At 69.4% G+C, this 26,068-nt stretch carries 20 protein-coding genes; 10 read left to right on the plus strand and 10 right to left on the minus strand.

Annotated features, from left to right (window positions below; genetic code table 11):
• Positions 1 to 175 precede the first annotated feature (175 nt).
• The 3 genes from gatB to gatC are packed head-to-tail and all read right to left on the minus strand — an operon-like array spanning position 176 to position 3,478.
• Positions 176 to 1,678: an Asp-tRNA(Asn)/Glu-tRNA(Gln) amidotransferase subunit GatB gene (gene gatB, locus ABT313_RS29945; RefSeq protein WP_350860712.1), complete on the minus strand. Its 1,503-nt coding sequence runs from the start codon at positions 1,676 to 1,678 to the stop codon at positions 176 to 178.
• Positions 1,675 to 3,180: an Asp-tRNA(Asn)/Glu-tRNA(Gln) amidotransferase subunit GatA gene (gene gatA / locus ABT313_RS29950; protein WP_350860714.1), complete on the minus strand. Its 1,506-nt coding sequence runs from the start codon at positions 3,178 to 3,180 to the stop codon at positions 1,675 to 1,677. The genes gatB and gatA overlap by 4 nt, the downstream gene beginning before the upstream one ends.
• A gap of 1 nt (position 3,181) precedes the next feature.
• A complete protein-coding gene (gatC, locus tag ABT313_RS29955; protein WP_350860716.1) occupies positions 3,182 to 3,478 on the minus strand; it encodes an Asp-tRNA(Asn)/Glu-tRNA(Gln) amidotransferase subunit GatC in 297 nt (98 codons plus the stop codon).
• A 210-nt stretch (positions 3,479 to 3,688) separates the two neighbouring features.
• Here gatC and ABT313_RS29960 point away from each other — a divergent pair, with 210 nt between their 5' ends.
• Entirely contained in the window at positions 3,689 to 4,333 is a 645-nt protein-coding gene (locus ABT313_RS29960) for an ACT domain-containing protein (RefSeq protein ID WP_350860718.1), read from the plus strand.
• Between the two features lie 65 nt (positions 4,334 to 4,398).
• Here the strand turns inward: ABT313_RS29960 and ABT313_RS29965 are convergent, their stop codons facing one another.
• The 7 genes from ABT313_RS29965 to ABT313_RS29995 all read right to left on the minus strand — a co-directional run bounded on the left by ABT313_RS29965 (position 4,399) and on the right by ABT313_RS29995 (position 12,697).
• A complete protein-coding gene (locus ABT313_RS29965) occupies positions 4,399 to 4,623 on the minus strand; it encodes a hypothetical protein (protein ID WP_350860720.1) in 225 nt (74 codons plus the stop codon).
• Between the two features lie 28 nt (positions 4,624 to 4,651).
• The gene (locus ABT313_RS29970) at positions 4,652 to 6,349 is read right to left on the minus strand and encodes a proline-rich domain-containing protein (RefSeq protein ID WP_350860722.1); all 1,698 of its coding nucleotides are present in this window, start codon (positions 6,347 to 6,349) and stop codon (positions 4,652 to 4,654) included.
• Positions 6,350 to 6,460: 111 nt separating this feature from the next.
• A complete protein-coding gene (gene ligA / locus ABT313_RS29975) occupies positions 6,461 to 8,569 on the minus strand; it encodes an NAD-dependent DNA ligase LigA (RefSeq protein ID WP_350860724.1) in 2,109 nt (702 codons plus the stop codon).
• 151 nt (positions 8,570 to 8,720) lie between these two features.
• Positions 8,721 to 9,698: a uroporphyrinogen decarboxylase/cobalamine-independent methonine synthase family protein gene (locus ABT313_RS29980; protein ID WP_350860726.1), complete on the minus strand. Its 978-nt coding sequence runs from the start codon at positions 9,696 to 9,698 to the stop codon at positions 8,721 to 8,723.
• Complete coding sequence (mnmA, locus tag ABT313_RS29985) at positions 9,695 to 10,783, minus strand: tRNA 2-thiouridine(34) synthase MnmA (protein WP_350860728.1); 1,089 nt, start codon at positions 10,781 to 10,783, stop codon at positions 9,695 to 9,697. Before mnmA ends, ABT313_RS29980 begins: the two co-directional genes overlap by 4 nt.
• Positions 10,783 to 11,985: a cysteine desulfurase family protein gene (locus tag ABT313_RS29990; RefSeq protein ID WP_350860730.1), complete on the minus strand. Its 1,203-nt coding sequence runs from the start codon at positions 11,983 to 11,985 to the stop codon at positions 10,783 to 10,785. Before ABT313_RS29990 ends, mnmA begins: the two co-directional genes overlap by 1 nt.
• 73 nt (positions 11,986 to 12,058) lie before the next feature.
• A complete protein-coding gene (locus ABT313_RS29995) occupies positions 12,059 to 12,697 on the minus strand; it encodes a nucleotidyltransferase domain-containing protein (RefSeq protein ID WP_350860732.1) in 639 nt (212 codons plus the stop codon).
• A gap of 106 nt (positions 12,698 to 12,803) precedes the next feature.
• Between ABT313_RS29995 and ABT313_RS30000 the strand changes: the two genes are divergently transcribed.
• Genes ABT313_RS30000 through menC form a run of 9 tightly spaced genes read left to right on the plus strand, consistent with a single transcriptional unit; the run spans position 12,804 to position 26,060 of the window.
• On the plus strand, positions 12,804 to 14,192 hold the full coding sequence (locus tag ABT313_RS30000; protein WP_350860734.1) for a serine hydrolase domain-containing protein: 1,389 nt from the start codon (positions 12,804 to 12,806) through the stop codon (positions 14,190 to 14,192).
• A gap of 25 nt (positions 14,193 to 14,217) precedes the next feature.
• Positions 14,218 to 15,828 carry an ABC transporter substrate-binding protein gene (locus ABT313_RS30005; protein WP_350860736.1) on the plus strand — a complete coding sequence of 537 codons (1,611 nt, stop codon included), beginning with the start codon at positions 14,218 to 14,220 and terminating at the stop codon, positions 15,826 to 15,828.
• Complete coding sequence (locus ABT313_RS30010; protein WP_350860738.1) at positions 15,825 to 16,805, plus strand: ABC transporter permease; 981 nt, start codon at positions 15,825 to 15,827, stop codon at positions 16,803 to 16,805. The genes ABT313_RS30005 and ABT313_RS30010 overlap by 4 nt, the downstream gene beginning before the upstream one ends.
• Positions 16,805 to 18,685 (plus strand): dipeptide/oligopeptide/nickel ABC transporter permease/ATP-binding protein, encoded by a 1,881-nt coding sequence (locus ABT313_RS30015; RefSeq protein WP_350860740.1) that lies wholly within the window; start codon positions 16,805 to 16,807, stop codon positions 18,683 to 18,685. The genes ABT313_RS30010 and ABT313_RS30015 overlap by 1 nt, the downstream gene beginning before the upstream one ends.
• Positions 18,682 to 19,674, plus strand: coding sequence for an ABC transporter ATP-binding protein (locus ABT313_RS30020; RefSeq protein ID WP_350860742.1), 993 nt, complete (start codon positions 18,682 to 18,684; stop codon positions 19,672 to 19,674). Before ABT313_RS30015 ends, ABT313_RS30020 begins: the two co-directional genes overlap by 4 nt.
• Entirely contained in the window at positions 19,671 to 22,988 is a 3,318-nt protein-coding gene (locus tag ABT313_RS30025) for a serine hydrolase (protein WP_350860744.1), read from the plus strand. The genes ABT313_RS30020 and ABT313_RS30025 overlap by 4 nt, the downstream gene beginning before the upstream one ends.
• Entirely contained in the window at positions 22,985 to 24,100 is a 1,116-nt protein-coding gene (locus ABT313_RS30030; protein WP_350860746.1) for a M20 family metallopeptidase, read from the plus strand. Before ABT313_RS30025 ends, ABT313_RS30030 begins: the two co-directional genes overlap by 4 nt.
• Positions 24,097 to 24,963, plus strand: coding sequence for a GNAT family N-acetyltransferase (locus ABT313_RS30035; RefSeq protein WP_350860748.1), 867 nt, complete (start codon positions 24,097 to 24,099; stop codon positions 24,961 to 24,963). Before ABT313_RS30030 ends, ABT313_RS30035 begins: the two co-directional genes overlap by 4 nt.
• Positions 24,963 to 26,060 (plus strand): o-succinylbenzoate synthase, encoded by a 1,098-nt coding sequence (gene menC, locus ABT313_RS30040; RefSeq protein ID WP_350860750.1) that lies wholly within the window; start codon positions 24,963 to 24,965, stop codon positions 26,058 to 26,060. The genes ABT313_RS30035 and menC overlap by 1 nt, the downstream gene beginning before the upstream one ends.
• The last annotated feature ends 8 nt before the right edge of the window (positions 26,061 to 26,068 follow it).

Consider the following 26,068-nt stretch of genomic DNA (forward strand, 5'->3'; position numbering starts at 1 on the left):
CGCTCCGCTCGGGGCGGGGATTGGGTGCCGAGCCCGCACCGCTCGGGCGGGGTTGGGTGCTGACCCCCGCGCCGCTTGGGGCGGGGGTTGGTGCTGAGCCGCGCCGGGCGTGGGTACGCACGCTGAGCGCAGGGCTAGTGCGGGGTTGCCGGAGGCGCAACCCCGCAGAGGCTCGTTAGATGCCCAGCTTTTCGTTCAGCAGCTGCCGGACTTTGGCTGCGTCGGCTTGGCCTCGCATGTCTTTCATGACGGCGCCGATCAGGGCGCCGGCGGCGGCCGGCTTGCCGGAGTTGACCTTTTCTACGACGTCGGGGTTGGCGGCGATGGCGCGGTCGATGGCTTCGAGTAGCGGGCCGTCGTCGGAGACGAGGGCCAGGCCGCGCTTCTCGATGACCTCGGCGGGTGTGCCCTCGCCGGCCAGCAGGCCCTCGAAGACCTGGCGGGCCAGCTTGTCGTTCAGCGTGCCGTCGTCGACCAGCTTCTGGACCTCGGCGACCTGCTCCGGGCCGACGCCCAGCGCATCCAGCTCCTGGCCCGACTCGTTGGCCGAGCGAGCCAGCTCACCCAGCCACCACTTCTTGGCGGCCGCCGGCGTCACACCGAGCTCGACCGTCGCGACGATCGGCTCGAGTGCGTTGCCGTTGATGACGTCGCGCATCTCGAGGTCGGTGAAACCCCACCCCTCCTGCAACCGCGCCCGCCGCACCGACGGAGCCTCGGGCAGCGTCGCGCGCAGCTCCTCGACCCACTCGCGGGACGGCGCGACCGGCACCAGGTCAGGCTCCGGGAAGTACCGGTAGTCGTCGGCGTCCGACTTCTCCCGGCCGGACGTCGTGACGCCGGTGTCCTCGTGCCAGTGCCGCGTCTCCTGCAGCACCTTGCCGCCGGACGACAGCACCGCCGCCTGCCGGGTGATCTCGTAGGTGATCGCGCGCTCGACCGAGCGGAACGAGTTCACGTTCTTGGTCTCGGTCCGGGTGCCCAGCTCGGACGACCCGTGCGGCTTGAGCGAAACGTTCGCGTCGCAGCGCAGCGAGCCCTGGTCCATCCGGACGTCGGAGACGTCCAGCGACAGCAGCAGGTCGCGCAGCATGCTCACATACGCCCGGGCCACCGCCGCGGCCTTCGCCGGCGGCACCTCGATCGTCTTGGTGACGATCTCGATCAGCGGGATACCGGCCCGGTTGTAGTCGACCAGCGAGTGCGAGGCGCCGTGGATCCGGCCGGTCGCGCCGCCGATGTGGGTGGACTTGCCGGTGTCCTCCTCCATGTGCGCGCGCTCGATCTCGATCCGGTACGTCTCGCCGTCGACGACGACCTCGGTCCAGCCGTTGTACGCGATCGGCTCGTCGTACTGCGAGGTCTGGAAGTTCTTCGGCATGTCCGGGTAGAAGTAGTTCTTCCGGGCGAACCGGCACCACTCGGCGATCTCGCAGTTCAGCGCCAGGCCGATCTTGATCGCCGACTCGACACCGCGCGCGTTGACGACCGGCAGCGCACCCGGCAGACCGAGGCAGACCGGGCAGGTCTGCGTGTTCGGCGGCGCACCGAACACGGTCGGGCAGCCGCAGAACATCTTCGACTTCGTGTTCAGCTCGACGTGGACCTCGAGGCCCATCACCGGGTCGTACTGCGCCAGCGCGTCGTCGATCTCGAGAACATCTGCAGCAACAGTCATCGGGTCACCTCCAGCTCCGGAGCCTTGGTCATCAGTACGCCGCCCCACTGCTCGGCCAGCGCGGACTCCAGCGCGGCGCCGACCTGGTAGCACAGGTCGTCGCGCAGCACCGGCGCCATCACGTGGAAGCCGACCGGCATGCCGTCCTCGTCGGCGAGGCCGCACGGGAACGACGCGGCCGCGTTGCCGGCCAGGTTGGACGGGATCGTGCAGAGGTCGTTCTTGTACATGGCGATCGGGTCGTCGATCCGGTCACCGATCGCGAACGCGGTCGTCGGCGTCGCCGGCGAGACCAGGACGTCGACCTGCTCGTAGGCCTTGGCGAAGTCGCGGGCGATCAGCGTCCGCACCTTCTGCGCCTGGCCGTAGTACGCGTCGTAGTACCCGCTGGAGAGCGCGTGCGTGCCGAGGATGATGCGGCGCTTCACCTCCGCGCCGAAGCCGGCCTCGCGGGTCAGCGAGGTCACCTTCTCCGCGCTGTTCTCGCCGTCGTCGCCGACGCGCAGGCCGTACCGCATCGCGTCGAACTTGGCCAGGTTGGACGAGGCCTCGCTCGGCAGGATCAGGTAGTACGCCGGCAGCGCGTACTCGAAGTGCGGGCAGGAGACCTCGACCACCTCGGCGCCGAGCTTGGTGAGCAGCTCGACCGCCTCGTGGAAGCGGGCCTCGACACCCGGCTGGTACCCCTCGCCGCCGAGCTCCTTGACGACGCCGATCCGCAGACCGGCGACGTCACCGTTGCGCGCGGCCTCGACGACCGGCGGAACCGGCTGGTTGATCGACGTCGAGTCCATCGGGTCGTACCCGGCGATCGCCTCGTGCAGCAGCGCCGCGTCGAGCGTCGTCCGCGCACACGGACCGGGCGTGTCCAGCGAGGACGCCAGCGCGATCAGCCCGTACCGCGAGGTGCCGCCGTACGTCGGCTTGACGCCGACCGTGCCGGTGAACGCACCGGGCTGACGGATCGAGCCGCCGGTGTCGGTGCCGATCGCGAGCGGCGCCTCGTACGCCGAGATGGCCGCGGAGGAACCGCCGCCGGAGCCGCCCGGGATCCGGCGCAGGTCCCACGGGTTGTGGGTCGTGCCGTACGCCGAGTTCTCCGTGGAGGAGCCCATCGCGAACTCGTCCATGTTGGTCTTGCCGAGGATCACGATCCCGGCCGCCTTCAACCGCTTGACGACGGTCGAGTCGTACGGCGGCTTCCAGCCCTCGAGGATCTTCGAACCGGCCGTGGTCGGCACACCCTCCTGGGTGAGCACGTCCTTCAGCGCCAGCGGCACGCCGGCCAGCGGAGCCAGCTGCTCGCCCGCGGCGCGCTTGGTGTCGACCGCCTTGGCCTGCGCCAGCGCGCCCTCGGTGTCGACGTGCAGGAACGCGCGCACGTCACCGTCGACGGCGGCGATCCGGTCCAGGTGGGCCTGGGTCACCTCGACCGAGCTGGCCTGCCCGGACGTCATCAGCTCCGCGAGCTCGGCCGCGGTCTTCCTGGTGAGGTCACTCATCTCAATCCTCCTCCAGGATCCGCGGCACCCGGAAGCGCTGCTCCTCCTGCGCGGGCGCACCGGAGAGCGCCTGCTCGGGCGTGAGACACGGAACGTTCTCGTCCGCGCGCATCACGTTGGTCAGCGGCAGGGCGTGCGAGGTCGGCGGGATGTCGTCCGCCGCCACCTGGCTGACCTGCCCGACCAGTCCGATGATCTGGTCGAGCTGCGGCGCGAGGTGGTCGAGCTCGTCGTCGGTGAGCTCGATCCGCGCCAGTCGCGCCAGGTGCGCGACCTCTTCGCGGGTAATCGATGGCATGAACTATCCAATGGTTCGCAGGACTTCCGGGCGAAATCCTCCCGGCCCGTGCCATCCTAGTGGGCAGCTGTGACGGTCGCGTTTCCTCGTCCCCGGACCTGTGGACAAGACCTCGATGAGATGGGCGCGCGTGTTTGTGGCTACCGCTCTGTAACATGGGCGGCGACAGGGCGTTACGCGCTTGGTGATCGGCTGGGAGATGATCGTTCGGTGTTTCTGCTGCGCTTGATCATCCCCGACCGGCCCGGTTCGCTGGGCACCGTGTCGACCGCCCTCGGCGAGGTGAACGCCGACATCCACGCCATCGAGATCGTCGAGCACCGCCGCGAGAACGGCACGGCCGTCGACGACATCGTGGTCGACCTGCCGCCCGGCGTACTGCCCGACCGCCTCGTGTCGGCGTGCAACAGCGTGCCCGACGTCGAGGTCATCTGGTTCTCGCGGTACGGCGCCGGCGGCGGCCTGCACATGGACCTCGAAGCGGTCGAACAGATGACGTCCGCGCCCGCCGACGCGATCGACATCCTGGTCGAGCAGTCCCCCGCCGTACTACACGCGGACTGGGCGGCGCTGCTCGACGGCACCGGCAGCGAGGTCAAGGTCGCGCTGGAGACGAGTGCGACGCCGCAGTTCGGCGACGTGGCCGGCCGGTGGCTCCCGATGGAGAAGGCGACCACTCTGGAAGCTCCTGACCACAAGGGCCTCGCGGAGTCCGTGCTGGTCGCGGCGCCGCTGGAGTCCGACCGCCGCGTCCTCGTCATCGGCCGCCGCGGCGGCCCCGAGTTCCTCGGCTCCGAAGTAGCGCGCCTGTCCTACCTGGCCTCACTGGCCGTCACCATCCGCGCCAGCGCCTAGTCCACAGACAGACCGAAGCCCCCGCCGGCTTGAACCGCTCGGCGAGGGCTTCGCTGTGTGTGCGGTCAGGTGAACTGGAAGTAAGCGAACGCCCAGAGCGCCGCGATGATCAGCAGCACCACCACGCCGACCAGCGCGACGATCAGGATCGCCTGGCTGTTGCTGCCGTTCTGATCCGGGAGGTCGAACTGCGTGGGGCCCCAGGCGCCGCCGCCGTCGACGCGCCGGCCCGCCTCGGGCGGTGGGGCGACCACCGTCCGAGACTCCCGCTTCTCCCGGGGGAACTTCATCCGGCCTCCGAACAGCTGACGACGACTGTCACACGTAGAACGACTCGTACGTGATCTCGACCTGCTGCGAGGAATAGCTGTCCGAGCTGTTCCCGCGGATCTCGACCCGCCAACCGGCTACATAAGAAGCGTACGACTTCCCGTCACTGTGCGCCTGGATGTAAGACTTCAGCGCCGCGGTATCGCCGCCCTTGAGTACACCGAACGCGTCGTTGAGCGCGGTCGGCAGCGCCTTCTTCACGTCCGCGGTGTCGCCGGAGGCGCTGACCTGGATGTCCTTGATGCCTTCGCCGTCGCTGGCGTAGAAGTACACCCGCTGCTGGCCGTACTTGCCGATCTCCTTGGTGCAGGAGCTCGTGCACACGTACGCCTTCGTCTTCAGCGCGGCGATCATCTGCGGCTTCGTGGTGTCGAAGGTCTTGTCCGGGATGTCGAGCGACTCCTCGCCGTCCTTCGCGCCGGTCAGCTCGTAGGTGTCGCCGTCGTTGCGGAGCTGGAACTCGCCCCAGCTGCTGTCGATCTTCTCCGACTTCTGCCCCTGCTTGACCGCGTCCTGGACCTTCTTCACCTGGTCGCCGCCGAACGTGTCGTTGCCGACCGCCTGCAGCACCTGGTCGAACACGACCGCGGCGTTGTTGTTGTTGTCCTCGTTCACCGACTCGAACTCGATCGCGATGATCGTGCCGTCCGGCTTGAACTGGAACAGCGCCTCGGCCTGCGAGCGGTCCTCGTACTTGAAGCAGCCGCGGTGCGCGCCCTGGGCGGTGTTGAACAGGTCACTGCACCCGAAACCGTTGCTCTGCAGCTTCTCGGTGGCGTTCTTCGCCTGGCCGGTCGCGTTGCCGAGCTCACCGTTGTCGCCGCCGGTGGACTGGCCGCCGGTCGGCTGCGCGGTGGTGGTCGGGTTCGACTCCGGGGTGTCGTCGCCGCCGAACTGGTGGATGCCGAGGAAGACGAGCAGCGCGATCACGACGATGCCGACCACGCCGCCGCCGATCACGAACGGCAGCTTGTCCTTGCTGATGCCGAACGGGCCCTTCTCGCGCCCGCCACCACCGAGAGAGCCGCCCTGACCAGGCTGCCACGGCGACTGGCCCTGTTGCTGCTGCCACCCGCCTTGCTGCTGCCCCGGCTGCTGAGTCCGCTGGCCCCAGGACTGCTGCTGGTACGGACCTCCCTGCTGCGGCTGCTGTCCCCACCCCTGCTGCGGCTGGCTTTGCTGACCACCCTGACCCGGCTGCGGCCCCCAACCACCCTGCTGCGGCTGACCGTGCGGCGGCTGCCCCTGAGGAGGCTGACCGTGCGGCGGCTGGCCCTGCGGCGGGTAGCCCTGGTGAGGAGGCTGTCCCCATCCGCCGCCCTGCGGCGCGGGCTGCTGCCCCCAACCACCCTGCTGCGGCGCTGCCTGCTGGCCACCCCGCTGAGGCGCCTGCTGGCCGCCGCCCTGGGGTGTCTGCTGCCCACCCTGGTGGGGAGCCTGCCCGCCCTGGTGAGGGGCCTGCGGCCCCCAGCCGCCTTGCTGGTCACCCGGCTGCTGCGGGTGCTCGCCGCCCTGCTGCGGCGGCTGCTGGCCACCCTGCTGGGATGCCTGCTGGCTGCCCTGCTGCGGCGGCGGACCGCTCGGTCCGCTCTGGCCGGCAGGGCCGTCCTGTTGTCCCCCGTGCTGCCCGCCTGGCTGGCCCCCCGGCTGCCCAGGACCCCATGGTCCTTGCGGCGGCGTCGTCATATCTGCTCCTTCTGACCCACGTCTCGACGTGCAAAGTTAACAGTCCGACGGCTCAGCACCGCCGCCGGATCCGTCCCGCACAGAGCCGATCTCAGGGGCAGGTGTGAATCGTTATCCCGCGTCGGGTGACCCCGTCGTCGCGACCTCGCTCGCCGCCTCGGCGCCGTCGGCCAGCAGGACCTCGAACCCGGCCGCGTCCAGGATCGGTACGCCGAGCTGCACCGCCTTGTCGTACTTCGATCCCGGCGAATCGCCGACCACCACGAACGACGTCTTCTTCGACACCGAGCTCGCGACCTTCCCGCCGCGCGCCACGATCGCCTCGGTCGCCTCGTCCCGGCTGAACCCCTCGACGGTGCCGGTCACCACGACCGACAGCCCGGTCAGGATCTGCGGCAGGCTCGGCCCGGTGCGCTCCTCGCGCATGACGACGCCGGCCGCGAGCCAGTTGTCGACGATCTCCTGATGCCACGGCACCTGGAACCACTCGATCATCGCCTGGGCGATGGTCGGCCCGACGCCCTCGATCTCGGCCAGCTGCTCCTCACTCGCCGACCGGATGTCCTCGATGTTGTCGAACACCTCGGTCAGCGCGGCGGCCGCGGTCGGCCCGACGTGCCGGATCGACAGCGCGACCAGGGCGCGCGACAACGGCTTGGTCTTGGCCTCTTCGAGATTCGCCAGCAGCTTGCGTGCGTTCGCCGACAAGGCGCCCGCCTTCGTGGTGAAGAACGGGCTCTCGGCGAGCTTCTCCTCGGTCAGCGCGAACAGGTCGGCCTCGTTGACGATCAGGCCGCCGGTGATCAACGCGTCGGCAGCCTTGAACCCGAGCCCCTCGATGTCGAACGCGGACCGCCCGGCCAGGTAGAACAGCCGCTCACGCAACTGCCCCTGGCAGTACTGCGAGTTCGGACAGCGGATGTCGACGTCCGACTCCTTGGCCGGCGCAAGCACCGTGTCGCACCACGGGCAGCGCGTCGGCATCTCCCACGCCGGCAGGTCCTTCGGACGCAGGTCGACCACCGGTCCGAGCACCTCGGGGATCACGTCGCCCGCTTTCCGCAGTACGACGGTGTCGCCGGGGCGGACGTCCTTGCGGGCGACCTCCTTGGCGTTGTGGAGAGTCGCGTACTCCACGGTGGATCCGGCAACGCGGACCGGCTCCATGTGCGCGAACGGGGTGACGCGGCCGGTGCGTCCGACGTTCACCTCGATCTCGATCAGCTTGGTGTTGACCTCTTCCGGCGGGTACTTGAACGCGATCGCCCAGCGCGGCGCGCTCGACGTGGATCCGAGCGCGCGCTGCAGATCGACCTCGTCGACCTTCACCACGACGCCGTCGATCTCGTGGTCGACCGAGTGCCGGTTCTCGCCGTAGTACGCGATGAACTCGTTGACTTCCTTGAGCGTGCCGACCCGGCGGGCGCGGTCGCTGACCGGCAGGCCCCACGCGTGCAGCTGCTCGTATGCCTCCGAGAGGCGGCCGATGTGGTGGCCCTCGACCTTGCCGAGGCCGTGGACGACGAAGCGCAGCGGGCGGCCGGCGGAGACGCGCGGGTCCTTCTGGCGCAGCGATCCGGCGGCGCTGTTGCGCGGGTTCGAGAAGACGTCCTTGCCCGCCTCGACCAGCTGCGCGTTGAGCTCCTCGAAGTCCTCGACGCGGAAGTAGACCTCGCCGCGGACCTCCAGGAAGGACGGCAGGTCCTTGCCCTGCAGCTGGTTCGGGATGCTCTTGATCGTGCGGACGTTGGGCGTGACGTCCTCGCCGGTGCGGCCGTCGCCGCGGGTGGCGCCGGTGACGAGCTTGCCGTTCTCGTACACCAGGTCGAGGGCGAGGCCGTCGACCTTGAGCTCGCAGATGAACCCGCTGTCGTGGATCTGCTGGAGCGTGACCTCGCGCTCCAGCCGCTTCGCCCAGGCCTCCATCTGCTCGGCGGAGAACGCGTTCGCGAGGCTCTCCATCCGCATCGGGTGCTCGACCGGGGAGAACAGCGTGGAGATCGGGATGCCGACCTTCTGCGTGGGCGAGTCCGGGGTCCGCAGCTCCGGGAACTGCTCCTCGAGGTCCTGCAGCTCGTGCATCAGCGCGTCGAAATCCGCGTCCGAGATGATCGGGCTGGCCAGGTAGTACCGCGCCCGGTGGTCGTCGATCTCCGTGCTCAGCTCCGCGTGCCGCACCCGCGCCTCAGGCGTCGCAGCGCCCTTCTCCTCCGTGGCCATGAGCTGAACCTACAGCGACCCACCGACGTTTTCGCCGACCGAATGCGCCGTAGGTGAGCCCGTGCCTTGGCGGGTTCCCCGCCGGTATGCGCTGGGGGGAACCCACCACACGGTGGGGTAACCCATCGTGTGGCAGGGCGGGCGGGGCGGGTCAGGCGTCGGCGGCTTCTCCGACCACGTCGACGATTCGGCGGAGCAGTTGCAGGCGCGCTCTCGCGTCTGCTGGTGACGGAGCGGAGGCGAGGCCGCACGCGGGGGTGATTACCGCGCGTTTGAGCAGATCCGGGTCGAGGCCTAGTTCGCGCCAGCGGCGTATGAGGGGTTCGGCGGCTTTGTCGGGCTCGGGGATGGGGCCGGTGGTGGGGACGAGGCCGGCGTACAGGGTCGTGCCGGCTTCGGCGGCCGTGGCGACCTGTTCCCAGCCGGGCTCGCCGAGCAGGGAGATGTCTACGGCCACCCCGGTGGCGCCGGACTTGGTGAAGACCTCGATCGGCGGACGGGCCGCGCAGCAGTGCACGATGGTCGGCGCAGCCGTGGTGAAGAGACTCAGAAGCTCCACAGCGCCTGGACCGTCGACCGAGCGGTGCTTGCTCCAGCCGGACGCCGTCGGCACGGCTCCAGCGAGTACGGCGGGCAGTCCGGGCTCGTCCACCTGCAGCACGACCTCAGCGCCCGGCACCCGCTTCCGTACGTCGGCCAGGTGCTGCTGTACTCCGTCAGCCAGCGCCTGCGCCAGATCTCGCCGAGCACCGTAGTCCGCCAGCACCTTGTCACCACGCGGCCGTTCCAGCGTCGCAGCCAGCGTCCACGGCCCGGTGACCTGCACCTTCAGCGGACCCTCATAGCCGTCGGCGTACTCCTCCAGCACGTCCAGGTCTTCCTGCAGCAACGCCCGCGCCCGCCGCTGGTCCAGACTCGCCCGCGCGTCCCCACCACCGGTCAGCCGCCACCCAGCCGGCTGCAGGTCAGCAGCCAACTCGGTCAGTACGGCGACAGTCCGGCTGAGCATGTCGCCGTACGGCCGGGCCGGCAGCTCCGGCAGGAACGGGATGTCCACCAGCTCCAGTACGGCGCGCATCCACTCGCGTACGTCGTCACCCGGGACCGACCCGAGCCCGGTAGTCGTCATACAGAGGACGTGGCGCGCTGGACGGTGTCGATGGTCGCGGATCCGATCACCCGGGTGCCGTCGTACAGCACGACCGCCTGGCCGGGTGCGACGGCCGACGTCGGCTCGGTGAACTCGACCTGCACCTGGTCGTCGTCCAGCCAGGCCGTGACGGACACCTCGTCGCCGTGCGCCCGGAGCTGAGCCTTCGCAGTCATCCGGTCGGTCGGAGCCGGACCGCACCAGCGGGGCTTCGACGCGGTCAGCCGCTCCACCGCGAGCTCCTCGCGCGATCCGACCGTCACAGTGCGGTCGACAGGGCTGATGTCCAGCACGAACCGCGGCTTGCCGTCCGCCGCCGGAGTGCCGATCTTCAGGCCCTTGCGCTGGCCGATGGTGAAACCGTGCGTGCCCTGGTGTGAGCCGAGCTTGTTGCCCTGCGCATCCACGATGTCCCCGGGCGCCTCGCCCAGCTGTGCGCTGAGGAAGCCGGGCGTGTTGCCGTCGGCAATGAAGCAGATGTCGTGGCTGTCCGGCTTCGCGGCCACCGACAGCCCACGCCGCTCTGCCTCCGCCCGCACCTCGGTCTTCACGGTGTCGCCGAGCGGGAAGAACGCATGCGCGAGCTGCTCCTGCGTCAGCACGCCGAGCACGTACGACTGGTCCTTGGCCGGATCCACCGCACGGTGCAGCTCACGGCCGGTGGCTGTGTCGACGATCCGCGCGTAGTGACCGGTTGCGACCGCGTCGAAGCCCAGTGCGAGCGCCCGCTCCAGTACGGCGCTGAACTTGACCTTCTCATTGCAGCGCAGACACGGGTTCGGCGTCCGGCCCGCGGCGTACTCGTTGACGAAGTCCTCGACCACGTCGGCGTGGAACCGCTCGGCCAGGTCCCAGACGTAGAACGGGATGCCGATCACGTCGGCTGCCCGGCGGGCGTCGCGGGAGTCCTCGATCGTGCAGCAGCCGCGGGCGCCGCTGCGGTACGACTGCGGGTTCCGACTGAGTGCCAGGTGTACTCCGGTCACGTCGTGCCCGGCCTCGGCCATCCGCGCCGCCGCGACCGCGGAGTCCACTCCGCCGGACATGGCTGCGAGTACCCGCATCAGGTGTTCCTTCCCACGTTCTGCAGGCCGGCGGACTTCGCCCGCTCCACGACCGGTCCGATGTTGTCCAGGACGGCGTCGATGTCGGCCTGGGTCGAAGTGTGCCCGAGGGTGAACCGGAGCGAGCCGCGGGCCCGCTGGTCGTCGTACCCCATCGCCAGCAGGACGTGGCTCGGCTCGGCGACCCCGGCGTTGCACGCGGACCCCGTCGACACCTCGATCCCGCGTGCGTCGAGCAGCAGCAACAGCGAGTCACCCTCGCAGTCGCTGAAGGACAAGTGTGCGTTACCGGGCAAGCGGCCCACCGGGTCACCCGACAGCTGCGCGCCCTCGACGGTGCTGGTGATGCCCCCGACCAGCGCGTCCCGCAGCTCGATCAGTCGGCTCGCCTCGTCGGCCTGGTGCTTGATCGCGTGCTCCATCGCCACCGCGAACCCGGCGGTCGCAGGCACGTCGAGCGTGCCGGAGCGTACGTCGCGCTCCTGTCCCCCGCCGTGCAGGATCGGCGTCAGCTTCGTCTCCTTGTGGACGACGAGCGCACCGATCCCGTACGGGCCGCCGAGCTTGTGCGCCGACACCGTCATCGCGTCCACGCCCAGCCGGCTGAAGTCCACCGGCACCTGCCCGATCGCCTGGACCGCGTCGGTGTGCACGGGTACGCCGTACTGCTGGGCGAGCTCCGCGATCTCCCGGACCGGCTGGAGCGTGCCCACCTCGTTGTTCGCCATCATCAACGTGATGAACGACACGGACTCCGGATCGCTCTCCACCGCCCGCCGTACGTCGTCCGGGCTGACCCGGCCGAGCTCGTCGACCGGCAGCCACTCGATCTCGGCCTGCTCGTGCTGACCCAGCCAGATGGCCGGATCGAGCACGGCGTGGTGCTCGATACCGCTCAGCAGGATCCGGCGGCGGCGCGGGTCCTCGGCCAGGCGGGACCACCACAGGCCCTTCAGCGCGAGGTTGTCCGCCTCGGTGCCGCCGGAGGTGAACACCACCTCGCTGGGCTGCGCACCGAGCGCGGCGGCGATCGACTCGCGCGACTCCTCGACGGTCCGCCGGGCGCAGCGGCCGGAGCCGTGCAGGGACGACGCGTTGCCGGTGCGGGCGAGGTGATGGGTCATCGCCTCGATCGCAGCCGGGAGCATCGGAGTCGTCGCCGCGTGGTCCAGGTACACGGTGCGGCGGTCGGAGGTAGCCATAACGGTTTCAAGAGTATGTCCGCCACGGATGTTCCCGCCTGTTGGGCCTGTCCGGTGGACAGCAGGCGAATAGTTACCCGCGGAGGCGGCCCGGCCAGGCGTGACCGGGGTGGAGGTGGTCGATCATGTCGGCCAGCCAGGTCCGCTGGGCCGCGGTGAGGAGCGGGAGGGCCGCCGCGAGGTCCTGCTCGTCCTTCGGCCGGGCCTGCTTGGCCTTGTACGCGAGCGCCAGCTCCGGGTTCAGGTAGCGGATCCCGTCCGGCGCCACCCAGGTGATCTCGTCCAGCGGATAGTCGAGGGAGGGGTCGCGGCGGAAGACCCAGCGGCCGTCCCGGTCCGGGTTGACGACCACGTCGAACTCCCAGGGCGACAGCGCGTGCTGCCGGAGCCAGATCTGGTCGGCGTCGTCGGGCTGCTCCGGACGCCGGTCGGTCAGCGGCCGGAGGCTGCCGCCGGCGTTCGACCACAGGTCGTAGGAGCCCTTGAGATGCTGCCGGAGCGCGTCGATGTCCCGGCGCCACAGCGACAGGTCGACGTCCTCGTGCTCCCGCCGTACGCCGGTGAACGCCTCGATCGCCCAGCCGCCGGCGATCCACCAGTCGCCGTCGTACCCGTGCAGGATGCGCTGGGCGTCGGACGGCGTCGACTGCTTCCAGGGGCCGTACAGGCGCTGGAAGGCAAGCTCCTCGGGGTCCAGTCCGTCGGGGTACATCGGCTGATCATGGCACGAGCTGCTTCGTCGGATCGGACGAATTCCGGGCAGCCCGTCGTACGCCGGCACCAATACCGGGAGGTGGCCGCCAGCCTAGCGTCGGCGCATGGCGACTCTGAGCGAGATCGAGACGTGGCTACAAGACCGGCTGGCGACACTGCTCGCCGAGCATGAGGTCCCCGGTGCAGCGGTCGACGTACTCCTGGGCGGCGAGGTGATCGACCACGCGGCCGGCGTACTGAGTAAATCGACCGGTGTGGAGACGACAGCCGACTCGGTGTTCCAGATCGGGTCGATCACCAAGGTTTGGACGACCACGCTGGTCATGCAGCTGGTCGACGAGGGGAAGCTGGACCTCGACCAGCCGGTCCGCTCGTACCTGCCCGAGTTCGTCATCGCGGACGAGACGGCCGCCGCCGCGATCACCACGCGGCAACTGCTGTGCCACACCGCCGGGTTCGAGGGCGACATCTTCAACGAGACCGGCAAGGGCGACGACGCGGTCGAGAAGTTCGTCGCCTCGCTGGCCACGACCACGCAGCTCTTCCCGCCGGGCGAGATGTTCTCGTACAACAACGCGGGCTTCGCCGTACTCGGCCGCCTGATCGAGGTACTGCGCGGCACGCCGTACGACGCTGCCCTGCGCGAACGCGTGTTCACGCCGCTCGGCCTGGCCCACGCGGCGACCGATCCGTACGAGGCGATCCTGCACCGGGCCGCCGTCGGGCACATCAAGCCCGAGGCCGACGCCGCACCGGTACCCGCACCCATCTGGGCCATGACCCGCGGTATGGCGCCGGCCGGCGCGATGCTCGCGATGAGCGCCCGTGACCTGCTTGCCTTCGCCAAGCTCCACCTCGACTCGGGCACCGCGGCCGACGGCAAGGCCGTCCTGAGCGCCGCGAGCGTCAAGGCGATGCAGGAACCGCAGGTCAAGCTGCCCGCGCTCGGGATGATGGGCGAGTCGTGGGGTCTCGGTTGGGAGCTGTTCGACTGGGACGGCACCACGGTCATCGGCCACGACGGCGGCACGATCGGCCAGAACGCCTTCCTGCGCGTCGTTCCCGAGCACGGGCTCGCGGTCGCGCTGCTGACCAACGGCGGCGAGACGATCGAGGTCTACAAGAAGGTCTTCGGTCACCTCGTCCAGGAGCTCGCCGGGCTGACCCTGCCGCCGTTCCCGGCCCCGCCGGCCGAGCCTGCCCCGGTGGACGTGGACCGGATCCTCGGCACCTACAGCTGCGAGGTCGCCGACATCACGGTGCGCCAGGACGACGACGGGAAGATCTGGCTCGAGCAGACGCCGAAGGGCATCTTCACCGAGCTCGGTCCGAAGCCGGATCCGGTCGAGCTCGTCGGCCGCGACGAGCAGAGCCTGATCGCCGTCAAGGCCGAGCACGGCCTGCACCAGCCGCACGTCTTCGTCGGCGACGACGGCTCCGGCCGTGCCCTGTACCTGCACAGCGGCCGGGCCCTCCGCCGCGCGGCTGTCTGATTCCCGCTGATTCCCGGAGGCAACATTGCGATCCGTACGCACCACTCTGGCAGCCGGAGCCCTGGTCACCGGTCTCGTTGGCAGTCTGGCGCTCTCCGCCTGCAGCTCGGGCGAGCAGACCGCCGGCACCGGCGGCCAGGCCGCCGAGGGCAAGACGATGACCATGGCGATCAGCGCCGATCCTGGCAACCTCGATCCGCAGTTCACCTCGTTGTCGGTCACCATGCAGGTCGACTGGTTCCTGTACGACTCGCTGGTCGGCATCAGCCCGGACGGCAAGCAGGTGCCCGGGCTGGCCGACAAGTTCGAGGGCAACAGCACCACTGCGAAGTACACGCTGCGCAAGGGAGTCACATGCGCGGACGGGAGCCCGCTGACGGCCAGTACGGTCGCGCAGAACATCAACTTCGTCGGCGACCCGGCCAACAAGTCCACGCGGATCGGCGTGTTCATCCCACCGGGTGCCAAGGCGACGGCTGACGACGCGACCGGCATAATCACCGTGACTGCTCCGGCTCCGGATGCGTTCCTCGTCCGCAACGTCGGCGGGCTCCACATCGTGTGCAGCAAGGGAATGAAGGACCGCAGCATCCTCAAGCAAGGCTCGGACGGCACGGGCATGTACACAGTCGCAGAGGCCGTCCCGGGCGATCACTACACCCTCACCCGACGCAAGGAGTACGCGTGGGGACCAGGTGACTTCAAGCGGGGCCAGGCCGGTCTACCGGACAAGGTCGTCCTGAAGGTCGTCAGCAACGAGACCACAGCGGCCAACCTGCTGCTGTCCGGGCAGGTCAACATCGTCGCGATCGCCGGACCGGACAAGCAGCGGCTCCAAGCTCAGAAGACGTTCCAGCGTGAAGCAGGCACACCCCTTGGTGAGCTCTGGTTCAACCAGAAGGCCGGTCTGCCCACAGCGGACCTCGCAGTACGCAAGGCGCTCACACAGGCCCTCGACCTGACCCAGCTCGGCAAGGTGCTCACCAGTGGGACCGGTTCGCCGACCACCCGGCTGGTTGCCCCCGGCATGGGTCCGTGCTCCGACGACACCGTCACCGGCAACCTGCCCGGTCACGACCTGGACGCGGCCAAGGCAGCCCTCGACGCGGCAGGCTGGCGACCCGGACCGGGCGGCATTCGGCAGAAGGCCGGCCAGAAGCTGTCCTTGGTCTTCTACGCACCGACCAGCCTCGGCCCGACGATGCAGTCCGCCTCTGAACTCCTCCAGAAGGCGTGGAGCGACCTGGGTGTCGACGTGTCTCTCAAGCCCGTCTCGACCGCGGAGATCAGCACGGTCGTCCTCGCCGGCCAGGGCACCTGGCACGCCGGGCTGATCCCGCTGACGGTGTCGCTGCCGAGCCAGCTGGTCAGCTTCCTGTCGGGCACCGGTCCCCCGAACGGCAGCAACTTCTCCTCGATCAAGAACCCGGAGTACGACGCTGCCGTGGCCAAGGCCGCCGCGATCCCCGGAGCCGACGGCTGCGCGGACTGGGCGACCGCCGAACGGGCCCTCTTCAAGCAGGTCAACCTGGTGCCGTTCGTCAACGCCACCGTGCCGATCTTCGGCAAAGGCGCGACGTTCGACCTGAGGGAAGGCAGCGTGATGCCGTCGTCGATCAAGATGCTGAGCCAGTGACGGCCACCGTCAGCGCGCCGGTCCTCACCACTCACCCGTGGCTGGGGTTCGCCGTACGGCGACTCGGCCGGCTGGTCGGCTCGGTCCTCGTCCTGGTCAGCGCTGCGTTCCTGATGATCCACCTGATCCCCGGTGACCCGGTCCGCGGAGCACTGGGACCTGCTGCCGCGCAGAGCCTCGTCGACGCCCAGCGTGCTTCGCTGGGCCTCGACGACCCGCTCTGGCAGCAGTACCTGAACTTCCTGCACCACCTGGTGACCGGCAACCTCGGTACGTCGATCACGACCGGACTACCTGTCTCCGACGTCATCCGGGATCGCCTGCCGGCCACAGTCGAGCTGGCCGTCGCAGCGTTCCTGGTGGCGGTGCTGATCGCAGTACCGCTGGGGCTGGTTATGGGAGTCCTCACACGCGGCGGGCGGCGGCCACGGGCAGAGCTTGGCTTCACATCGACCGCTGTGGTGTTCGCTGCGATTCCTGAGTTCCTGTTGGCAGTTGGACTCGTCTACGTGTTCGCAGTGTCGCTGCACTGGTTCCCCGTCGCAGGACGCGGCAGCGTCGCGTCGTACGTGCTGCCGGTGTTGTCGCTGGCTATCGGTCCAGCTGCCGTGCTCGCGCGGATCTGCCGTGTGGAGCTGCTGGCAGTGCTGCAGACGGACTACCTGCGCACTGCCCGAGCAAAGCGACTGCCAGCCGCGGCCATCTACCTGCGGCACGCTCTGCCGAACGCGGTAACAGCAACGATCACGCTGGGCGGTCTGCTGCTCGGCGGCATGGTCGCCGGGACGGTACTGGTCGAGAACGTCTTCGGCTGGCCCGGACTCGGCAGCACGATCGTCTCCTCGATCATCGCGAAGGACTACCCGCTGGTGCAGGGAGTGGTCCTCGTGTACGGCGTCGGCGTACTGCTGGTGAATCTGGCCGTCGACGTGACGCTCGCCCTACTCGATCCCCGATCCACCATCAGGGAGAGCTGATGCGCCGTTGGACGGCCGTACTGCGAACCCCCGTAGGTGCCGGCGCCGGACTGCTGCTGCTCGGCGTACTGCTCCTCGCCGTGTTCGCTCCGGTCCTGTGGTCACACCAGGCGAACGCTATCGACACCGACCACCTGCTGCAGGGATCGTCTGCGCAGCACTGGCTCGGCACGGACAACCTGGGCCGGGACATCTTCTACCGGGTCCTGGTCGCATCGCGTACGTCGATCCTGCTGGCGCTGCTCGCGACCTCGATCGCTGTGGTCACCGGTCTTGCACTGGGCAGTGCTCCCGCGGTCCTCGGCAAGCGGGGCGGTCGATTCGCGACTGCTGTGGTGAACATCGCCGTCGCCTTTCCGGGGCTGTTGCTCGCGCTGTTCTTCGCGGTCGTGTTCGGAGTCGGAGCGAAGGGCGCCGTACTGGCGATCGGCTTCGCGGGCGCGCCGTCGTTCGCGCGGCTGACGCAGACGCTGGTCGCAGGGGTCGCGGAGCGCGACTTCGTCGCGGCTGCGCGGATCGCGGGCGTCGGCCGGTTCCGGATGCTCGTGCGCCACATCCTGCCGAACATCGCCGAGCCGCTGGTGGTCAACGCGACGATCGGCGCGGGCGGCACGTTGCTCGCATTCGCGGGGCTGTCGTTCATCGGACTGGGCGTACAGCCGCCCGCCTACGACTGGGGCCGGATGCTGGGCGAGAGCCTCAGCGGCATCTACGTGCACCCGGCCGCAGCACTCGCTCCTGGTGTCGCCGTGGTCATTGCGGGGCTGGCGTTCAACCTCTTCGGCGAGGCTGTGGCGAAGGGCCTCGGCGTACAGGTCCCTCGAGCGCGGTGGACCGACCGTACGCCGGAGGCCACGCCGGCTCGCGACGACGACAACGACGCCGTGCTGGTGGTGGAGGACCTGCACGTCAGCTTCCCCGGTCCGGTCACACCGGTCTCTCCGGTACGTGGTGTGAGCTTCACGATCCACAAGGGCGAGATCGTCGGCGTGGTTGGTGAATCCGGCTCCGGCAAGAGCCTCACCGCGCTCGCTGTCGCCCAGCTGATCGAGCAGCCGGGTGAGGTGCGTGCCGCCGAGCTGTCGTTCCTGGGCGCTCCCCTGCTCGGCCGGCTGCCGGTCCGCAGTACTGCGGCGGTCCGGCGACGGCTGCTGGGTACGTCGTTCGCCATGGTGTTCCAGGACCCGATGACGTCGTTCAACCCGACCAAGCGGATCGGCGTACAACTGGCTGAGGGTGCACGCGAGCATCAGGGCCTGACCCGGCGTGCAGCGATGGACCGGGCGATCGACCGGCTCCGGGCGGTCCGAGTGCCTGCGGCGGAGCGCCGGGCGCGGCAGTATCCGCACGAGTTCTCCGGCGGTATGCGGCAGCGTGCCATGATCGGCATGGGCCTGATGGGTGCGCCGGCGTTGATCGTCGCCGACGAGCCGACCACGGCACTCGACGTGACCGTCCAGCGGCAGGTCCTGCGGTTGCTGGAGACGATCCGCACCGAGGACGATGTCGCGGTGCTGCTGATCAGCCACGACATCAGCGTGGTCGCACAGATCTGCGACCGCGTGCTGGTGATGTACGCCGGACGCATCGTCGAGGACCTCCCTTCGACGGACCTGGCCACCGGCGCACGGCATCCGTACACGCGGGCGTTGCTGGCCGCCGTACCCGATCTGGACACCGCGCTCGACGAACCGCTCGCAGTCATTCCCGGGCGTCCGGTGGATCCGGCGCGGTTGCCGGAGGGGTGTGCCTTCGCGGCGCGGTGTGCGTTCGCGTCGGACCGGTGCCGGGCCGAGGACCCTGTGCTGGTCGATCAGGTGGCGTGCTGGCATCCACAGGCGCAGGCTGAGTACTCGAACTTCCGGACGGGGCAGCGATGAGCGAACTGCGCTTCGAAGGCGTGACGGTCCGGTACGGACGTGCGCTGACAGCCGTCGACGGCGTGGATCTGACAGTGCCGTCGGGACAGGTCGTCGGACTGGTCGGTGAGTCCGGGTCCGGCAAGTCGACCCTGGCGCGTGCGGCTGTCGGGCTGGCCGAGCCTGCGGACGGGCAGATCCTGCTGGACGGCGTACCGCTGCATCATCGGCCGGGAGCTCGGCGACCACTGCAGATGGTGTTCCAGGATCCGTACTCCTCACTGGATCCACGGATGACCATCAGTGACTCGATCGCCGAGGCAATGCCAAGAGGGCCGAGAGCGGACCGCCGAGACGAGGTGGTGCGGTTGCTCGAGCTCGTCGGACTGGACGCCGACCGCATCTCGGCGTACCCGGGTGCGTTGTCGGGCGGGCAGCGGCAGCGGGTCGCGATTGCCCGCGCGCTGGCAGGCAAACCAGAGGTGCTCATCGCCGACGAGATCACCTCGGCGCTGGACGTGTCGATCCAGGGCACGGTGCTGAATCTCGTCCGCACATTGCAACGCGAGCTGCGGTTGTCGATGCTGTTCATCTCGCACAACCTGGCCGTGGTGCGGTACGTCAGCGACATCGTCGCGGTCATGTACCTGGGCCGGATCGTCGAGGTCGGGCCGGCCCACGACGTACTCGGCAATCCGCAACACCCTTACACCAAAGAGCTTCTCGCGGCGGCTCCGCGACGCGGCTCGACCTCGTTGCCGCCGCCGGACGAGGCCTTGGTCGCGGACGCCGAGCCGGCTGATCCGCATCATCCGCCGGCCGGTTGCCGGTTCCATCCGAGGTGCCCGATCGGTCCGCTGATCCGGACCGACCGCGAGCACTGCCTGACCCTCGATCCCACCGCTGAGGCAGACCACCGTCTGCATCGCGCCGCCTGCCACCACGCAGCCGGCGCACTCCGGGCCGTCGGCCCGAGCCCGCTCATGGAACTCAAGGAGGACTCCCAGTGACACGTCTGCGCATCGACGACCTGACCGAGCTTGCCGTACCGGAGCAGCCGGCGCTGTCGCCGGACGCGGCCCAGCTCGTCTACGTCCTCCGGACCACCGACGCGAAGGCCGACCGGACGCTGCGGAGCCTGTGGCGGGTCCCTGCCTCCGGTGGTACACCGCAGCAGCTCACGCGCGGCGACGCGGACTCGACGCCCGTCTGGTCACCGGACGGGACGCAGCTGGCCTTCCTGCGGTCCAAAGACGGCCCGGCACAGATCTGGGTGCTGCCGGCCGGAGGCGGCGAGCCGGAGCAGCTCACCACGCTGCCACTGGGTGCAGGAACGCCGAGGTGGAGTCCTGACGGGACGCGGATCGCCTTCTCTGCGCCGGTCGACATCGCGGGGGCCGATGAGCACGCGCCCATCGCCACCGAGCGACTGGACTACCAAGCCGACGGCGCAGGCTGGCTGCGGACGGTCCGCAAGCACCTGCATGTCGCTGAGGTCGAGTCAAAGGAGTGCCGTCAGGCCACCGAGGGAGACTGGCACGCCGGCGACCCGGCCTGGTCACCGGACGGCGCCCGCCTGGCTTTTGGGGCTGCCACCTCACCTGACGCCGACCTGACACCGACGGCTCCTGCCTACGTGCTCGACGCGTCAGATGCCAAGGCTCGGCCGCAGCTGGTCGGTCTGACTGACGGACTTGCCGGCACGGTGACCTGGACTGCTGACGGCGCGGCACTGCTCATCGTCGGCATGCAGTCGGGGCCGGTCGGTCACGCCGGTCTGTTGCGGCTCTCGTTGGACAGCGGCGAGGTGGTGAACCTGGCTGCTCCGCTGGACCGCAACGTGATGTCCGGCGGAGCGGCGTACCCGGGTGCGCTGCCGACACTCACCGACGACGGCAGCACCGTCCTCTTCGCTGCTCGCGACCGTGGCTGCACACACCTGTACTCCGTGCCTGTTACGGGCGGCACGCCGCAGCACGTGTTCGGCGAGGCGGGACAGGTCGTGTCCGGGCTGTCCGTCGCCGCTGGTGTCGCGACGTTCGCGTTGAGCACGCCCACGTCGCTCGGAGAGATCGTCACGCTCGACCTGGCCACCGGTGCGCAGACCACGCTGACGACGCTGACGACGTACGGCGAGAAGGACGTCTTTGTCCGGGTAGAGCGCGAGTTCACCATCTCGGACGGGACTGTGGTCTCCGGCTGGCTCGTTCGCGACCCGGAGGCCGAAGGGCCGCAGCCGCTGCTGCTGGACATCCATGGCGGTCCGCACAACGCGTGGAACGCCGCCGCCGACGAGGTACACCTCTACCACCAGGAGCTGGCCGCCCACGGCTGGACTGTGCTGCTGCTCAACCCCCGTGGCAGCGACGGGTACGGCGAGGAGTTCTTCAACGCAGCGCTCGGAGCCTGGGGTACGGCGGACGCCCGCGACTTCCTCGAGCCGCTCGACGAACTGGTTGCCGAGGGCATCGCTGACGCCGACCGGCTGGCCGTGGCCGGCTACAGCTACGGCGGGTTCATGACGTGCTACCTGACCAGCCGCGACGACCGGTTCGCCGCAGCGGTCACCGGCGGCGTGGTCAGCGACCTCACCAGCATGGCCGGTACGTCGGACATGGGGCACTTCCTCGACGTGTACGAGCTGAACAGCGCCACCGACTACAGCTCCATGTCGCCGTTCGCCGAGGTCGGCAAGGTGGCAACGCCGACGCTGATCCTGCAGGGCGACGCCGACGTACGCTGCCCGGTCGGACAGGCCCAGCAGTGGCACACGGCGCTGCGTGAGAACGGCGTACCGAGTCAGCTGGTGCTCTACCCGGACGCCAGTCACCTGTTCATCGTCGAGGGCCGTCCGTCCCATCGCCTCGACTTCAACCGGCGCATCCGCGACTGGGTCGAGCAGTACGCCGGTGACGCGAGCGGTCCGGGCCGGGCGAAGATCGACGCGGCACACTGGCAGCGTCGACTCACCACGCTGGCTGCCCGGCACGGCGTACCTGGCGCGACGCTCGGGATCCTCCGGGTGCGGCCGGGGGCGGAGGACGAGCTGGTGGAGGCGGCAACCGGCGTACTGAGCAAGGACACCGGGGTGGAGACCACGACCGAGTCGGTCTTCCAGATCGGCTCTATGTCGAAGGTCTGGACTGCGACGCTCGCACTGCAGCTTGTCGACGAAGGCCTGCTCGAGCTGGACGCACCGATCAGCCAGGTGCTTCCCGAGCTGCAGCTCGGTGACCCTGACGTCGCCAAGCAGGTGACGATGCGACACCTCCTCACACACACCAGTGGGATCGACGGAGACGTCTTCACCGACACAGGTCGCGGCGACGACTGTCTGGAGAAGTACGTCGACCTGCTCGCGGACGTCGTACAGAATCACCCGCTGGGCGCTACCTGGTCGTACTGCAACTCCGGCTTCTCCTTGGCCGGCCGTGTGATCGAGAAGCTCACCAACTCCACCTGGGACCAGGCGCTGCGGGACCGGATCATCACACCGCTCGGTCTGAAGAACACGGTCACGCTGCCTGAGGAGGCGCTGCTCCGGTCGGCCGCGGTCGGACACGTCAGCGAGGGCGAAGAGGAACCGAAGCGCGCACCGGTTTGGGGACTCCCACGGTCGTTGGGGCCTGCCGGACTGATCACATCGACCGTGGCTGACGCGCTGGCATTCGCACGACTCCACCTGAACGACGGTGTCGCGCCTGACGGCACCCGGCTGATCAGCGAGGCTTCGGTGACTGCGATGGCCGAGCAGCAGGCGGAGCTGCCGGACAAGTACTCACTGGGCGACTCGTGGGGACTCGGCTGGATCCGATTCGGCTGGGACGGCCGGCGGCTGATCGGGCACGATGGCAACACGATCGGGCAGGCCGCGTTCCTGCGGGTGCTGCCGGACGAAGGGCTGGCCGTCGTACTGCTGACGAACGGCGGCCACACGCGTGACCTGTACGAGGACCTCTACCGGGAGATCTTCGCGGAGCTGGCCGGGGTCTCGATGCCCACACCGCTCTCGCCACCCGTGGAGCCTCTGACGGTCGACGTACGCCGGCACGTGGGCCGGTACGAGCGCTCCAGCACGATTCAGGAGGTGCTGGTCGACGACGAGGGCCCACTGCTGCGGATGACGATCACCGGACCGCTGGCCGAGCTCCTGCCGGACCCGACGGAGGAGCTGCGCATGACCCCAGTAGACGAGAGCGGCGACCTGTTCGTGGTGCGGGCGCCCGGTGCGCTCACGTGGACGCCGGTGACGTTCTACTCGCTGCCGACCGGTGAGAAGTACCTGCACTTCGGGGTCCGCGCCACACCGAAGGTCGGCGGATGACGGAGTCGGTCTTCGCGGCGCAGTTGCCGCAGATGCTCGCGGATCTCGAAACCCTGGTCACGTGTGAGTCGCCGTCGTCGGATGTCGCGGCGGTGGCTCACAGCGCGGACGTGGTGGCTCAGCTCGGAGCGGAGCGGCTCGGGTCCAAGCCGGAGTACATCGTCGTGGACGGCTGCACACATCTGCGCTGGCGTCTCGGCGACGGGCCGCGCCGGGTCCTGGTACTGGCACATCACGACACCGTCTGGCCTCTTGGTTCGCTGACCACGCACCAGTTCACGAACGAGGACGGCGTACTGCGAGGGCCGGGGTGCTTCGACATGAAGGCCGGCCTGGTGATGGCCTTGCATGCGATCTCGACGTTGCCATCAGCAACCGTCACGCTGCTGGTGACCGGTGACGAGGAGCTGGGCTCGCCGTCGTCGCGCGAGCTGATCGAGACCGAGGCTGCGGGCTGCGTCGCCGCGCTGGTGCTCGAGGCGTCGGCTGACGCCGGTGCGCTCAAGCTCGAGCGGAAGGGCGTCTCGCTCTACGACGTACGCATCACCGGGCGGGCGGCGCACGCGGGGCTCGAGCCCGAGCTCGGCATCAACGCCTCGGTCGAGGCCGCACACCAAGTGCTTGCTATCAGCAACCTTGGCGACGCCGAACTCAGTACGACGGTGACGCCGTCCCTACTGACGTCGGGGACCACGCGGAACACGGTGCCGGCCGCCGCGGCGTTCTTCGTCGACGTGCGGGCGTGGACCGCCGAGGAGCAACTGCGCGTGGACGAGGCGATGCAGGCACTCCGGCCGGTGCTGCCCGGGAGCTCGCTGGAGATCATCGGCGGACCGAACCGGCCGCCGCTGGAACGCAAGATGTCCGAGGAGCTGTACGCACGGGCCTCCCGGGTCGCGGCCGATCTGGGCCTGCCGGCCTTGCGCTCGGTCGCCGTCGGCGGCGCATCGGACGGCAACTTCACGGCCGGCATCGGTACGCCGACCCTCGACGGGCTGGGTGCCGTCGGTGGTGGCGCCCACGCCGACGACGAACACGTCCTGGTCGCCGAGCTCGCACCGCGGACAGCGTTGCTGGCGGCGCTGATGGCAGACCTGCTGGACACGCCATGACGCTCGATCTGAGCCCGTCGATTACCGCCGCCACGGAAGCGGGTATCGATGCGGCGGCTGCGGCCGGAGTGCGGGTGCGCGAGTTGCGCGAGCTGACCGAACTCGACGAGGTCTACCGCCTCTACGACTCGATCTGGCGGCCGGACCCAAGCAATCCGCCCGTGACGACCGAATTGCTGCGGGCGTTGACGAAGGCAGGCAACTACGTCGGGGGCGCCTACGACGGGGACGAACTCATCGGCGCCTGCGTAGGGTTCTTCTCGGCTCCGGCGGAGGTCTCGATGCACAGCCACGTGGCCGGGGTGTCGGGGTCGGCGCGCGGGCGGAATGTCGGGTTCGCGCTCAAGCTGCATCAACGCGCCTGGGCCCTGCGCCGGGGAGTGTCGTCGATCTCGTGGACGTTCGATCCGTTGATCCGGCGCAACGCCTACTTCAACGTGGCCAAGCTCGCGGCGCAGCCGACGGAGTACCTGACGAACTTCTACGGCGACATGCGCGACGGGATCAACAGCGGCGACGACACCGATCGGTTGCTGGTGCGCTGGCAGCTCGATGCTCCAGCTGTCGAGGCCGCTGCGGCTCGGCAGGCAGTCGTGGCCGACGTCGGGTTGATGCCTGAGGCAAGGGTTGCGCTGGCGTGCGGTGCGGACGGGTGGCCGGCGGTTGCCGGTCCTGCAGGCGACGGCGTCGTGCTGGTCGCCGTACCACCTGATGTCGAGGGGTTGCGGCGTACCGATCCCGGTGCGGCGAAGGCGTGGCGGGCCGCGTTACGTGAGGTCCTGGGCGGGTTGCTGGCCGACGGTGCGCGGGTGAGCGGGTTCGATCGGGCCGGGTGGTACGTCGTCGAGCAGAAAGGGTTGTGATGAAGCTGACCGGATTCGAACTGCGGCGGATCTCGATGCCGTTGGTATCGCCGTTCCGGACCTCGTTCGGCACCGAGACGACGCGGGACGTGCTGCTTGTGCGCGCCGTGAGCACGGAGGCCGAGGGGTGGGGCGAGTGCGTCGCGATGAGCGGGCCGCTGTATTCCTCGGAGTACGTCGATGCGGCGGCCGACGTACTGCGGCGGTTCTTCGTACCCGCGCTGGCTTCGGTGGACTCCGCGGTCGAGGTCGGCCCGGCGCTGGGCCGGTTCCACGGGCACCGGATGGCGAAGGCTGCCGTGGAGACCGCCGTACTCGATGCGGAGCTGCGGGCTGAGAACCGTCCGCTGGCTCGTGAGTTGGGTGCCGTGCGGGACCGGGTCCCGTGCGGGGTGTCGGTCGGGATCATGAACTCGATCGGCGAGTTGCTCGACGCGGTCGGCGGCTATCTCGAGCAGGGGTACGTGCGGATCAAGCTGAAGATCCAGCCCGGGTGGGACATCGAGCCGGTGCGCGCGGTGCGGGAGCAGTACGGCGACATCCTGCTGCAGGTCGACGCCAACACGGCGTACACGCTGGCCGACGCGCGGCACCTGGCGCGGCTCGATCCCTTCGATCTCCTGCTGATCGAGCAGCCGCTGGACGAGGAGGACGTGCTCGGGCACGCGGATCTGGCTCAGCTGATCAGTACTCCGGTGTGCCTGGACGAGTCGATCACGTCGGCGCGCGCGGCGGCCGCAGCGATCCGGCTGCGGGCCTGCGCGATCGTCAACATCAAGCCGGGTCGTGTCGGCGGCTATCTGGAGGCGCGGCGGATCCATGACGTCTGCGTCGCCAACGACATCCCGGTCTGGTGCGGCGGCATGCTGGAAACCGGCATCGGCCGCGCCGCGAACGTTGCCCTGGCCGCCCTACCCGGCTGCACGCTGCCCGGCGACACGTCGGCCTCGGACCGGTACTACCGCACCGACATCACCCCGCCGTTCACCCTCGACGACGGCCACCTGCCGGTGCCGACAAGCCCCGGCATCGGCATCGAGCCGCTCGAGACCGAACTGGCCGCGGTAACCACGAGCACCGAATGGCTGCCACTCTGAGGCCTAGG

It is taken from the genome of Kribbella sp. NPDC000426 (genome assembly GCF_040300265.1).
GTDB lineage: Bacteria > Actinomycetota > Actinomycetes > Propionibacteriales > Kribbellaceae > Kribbella.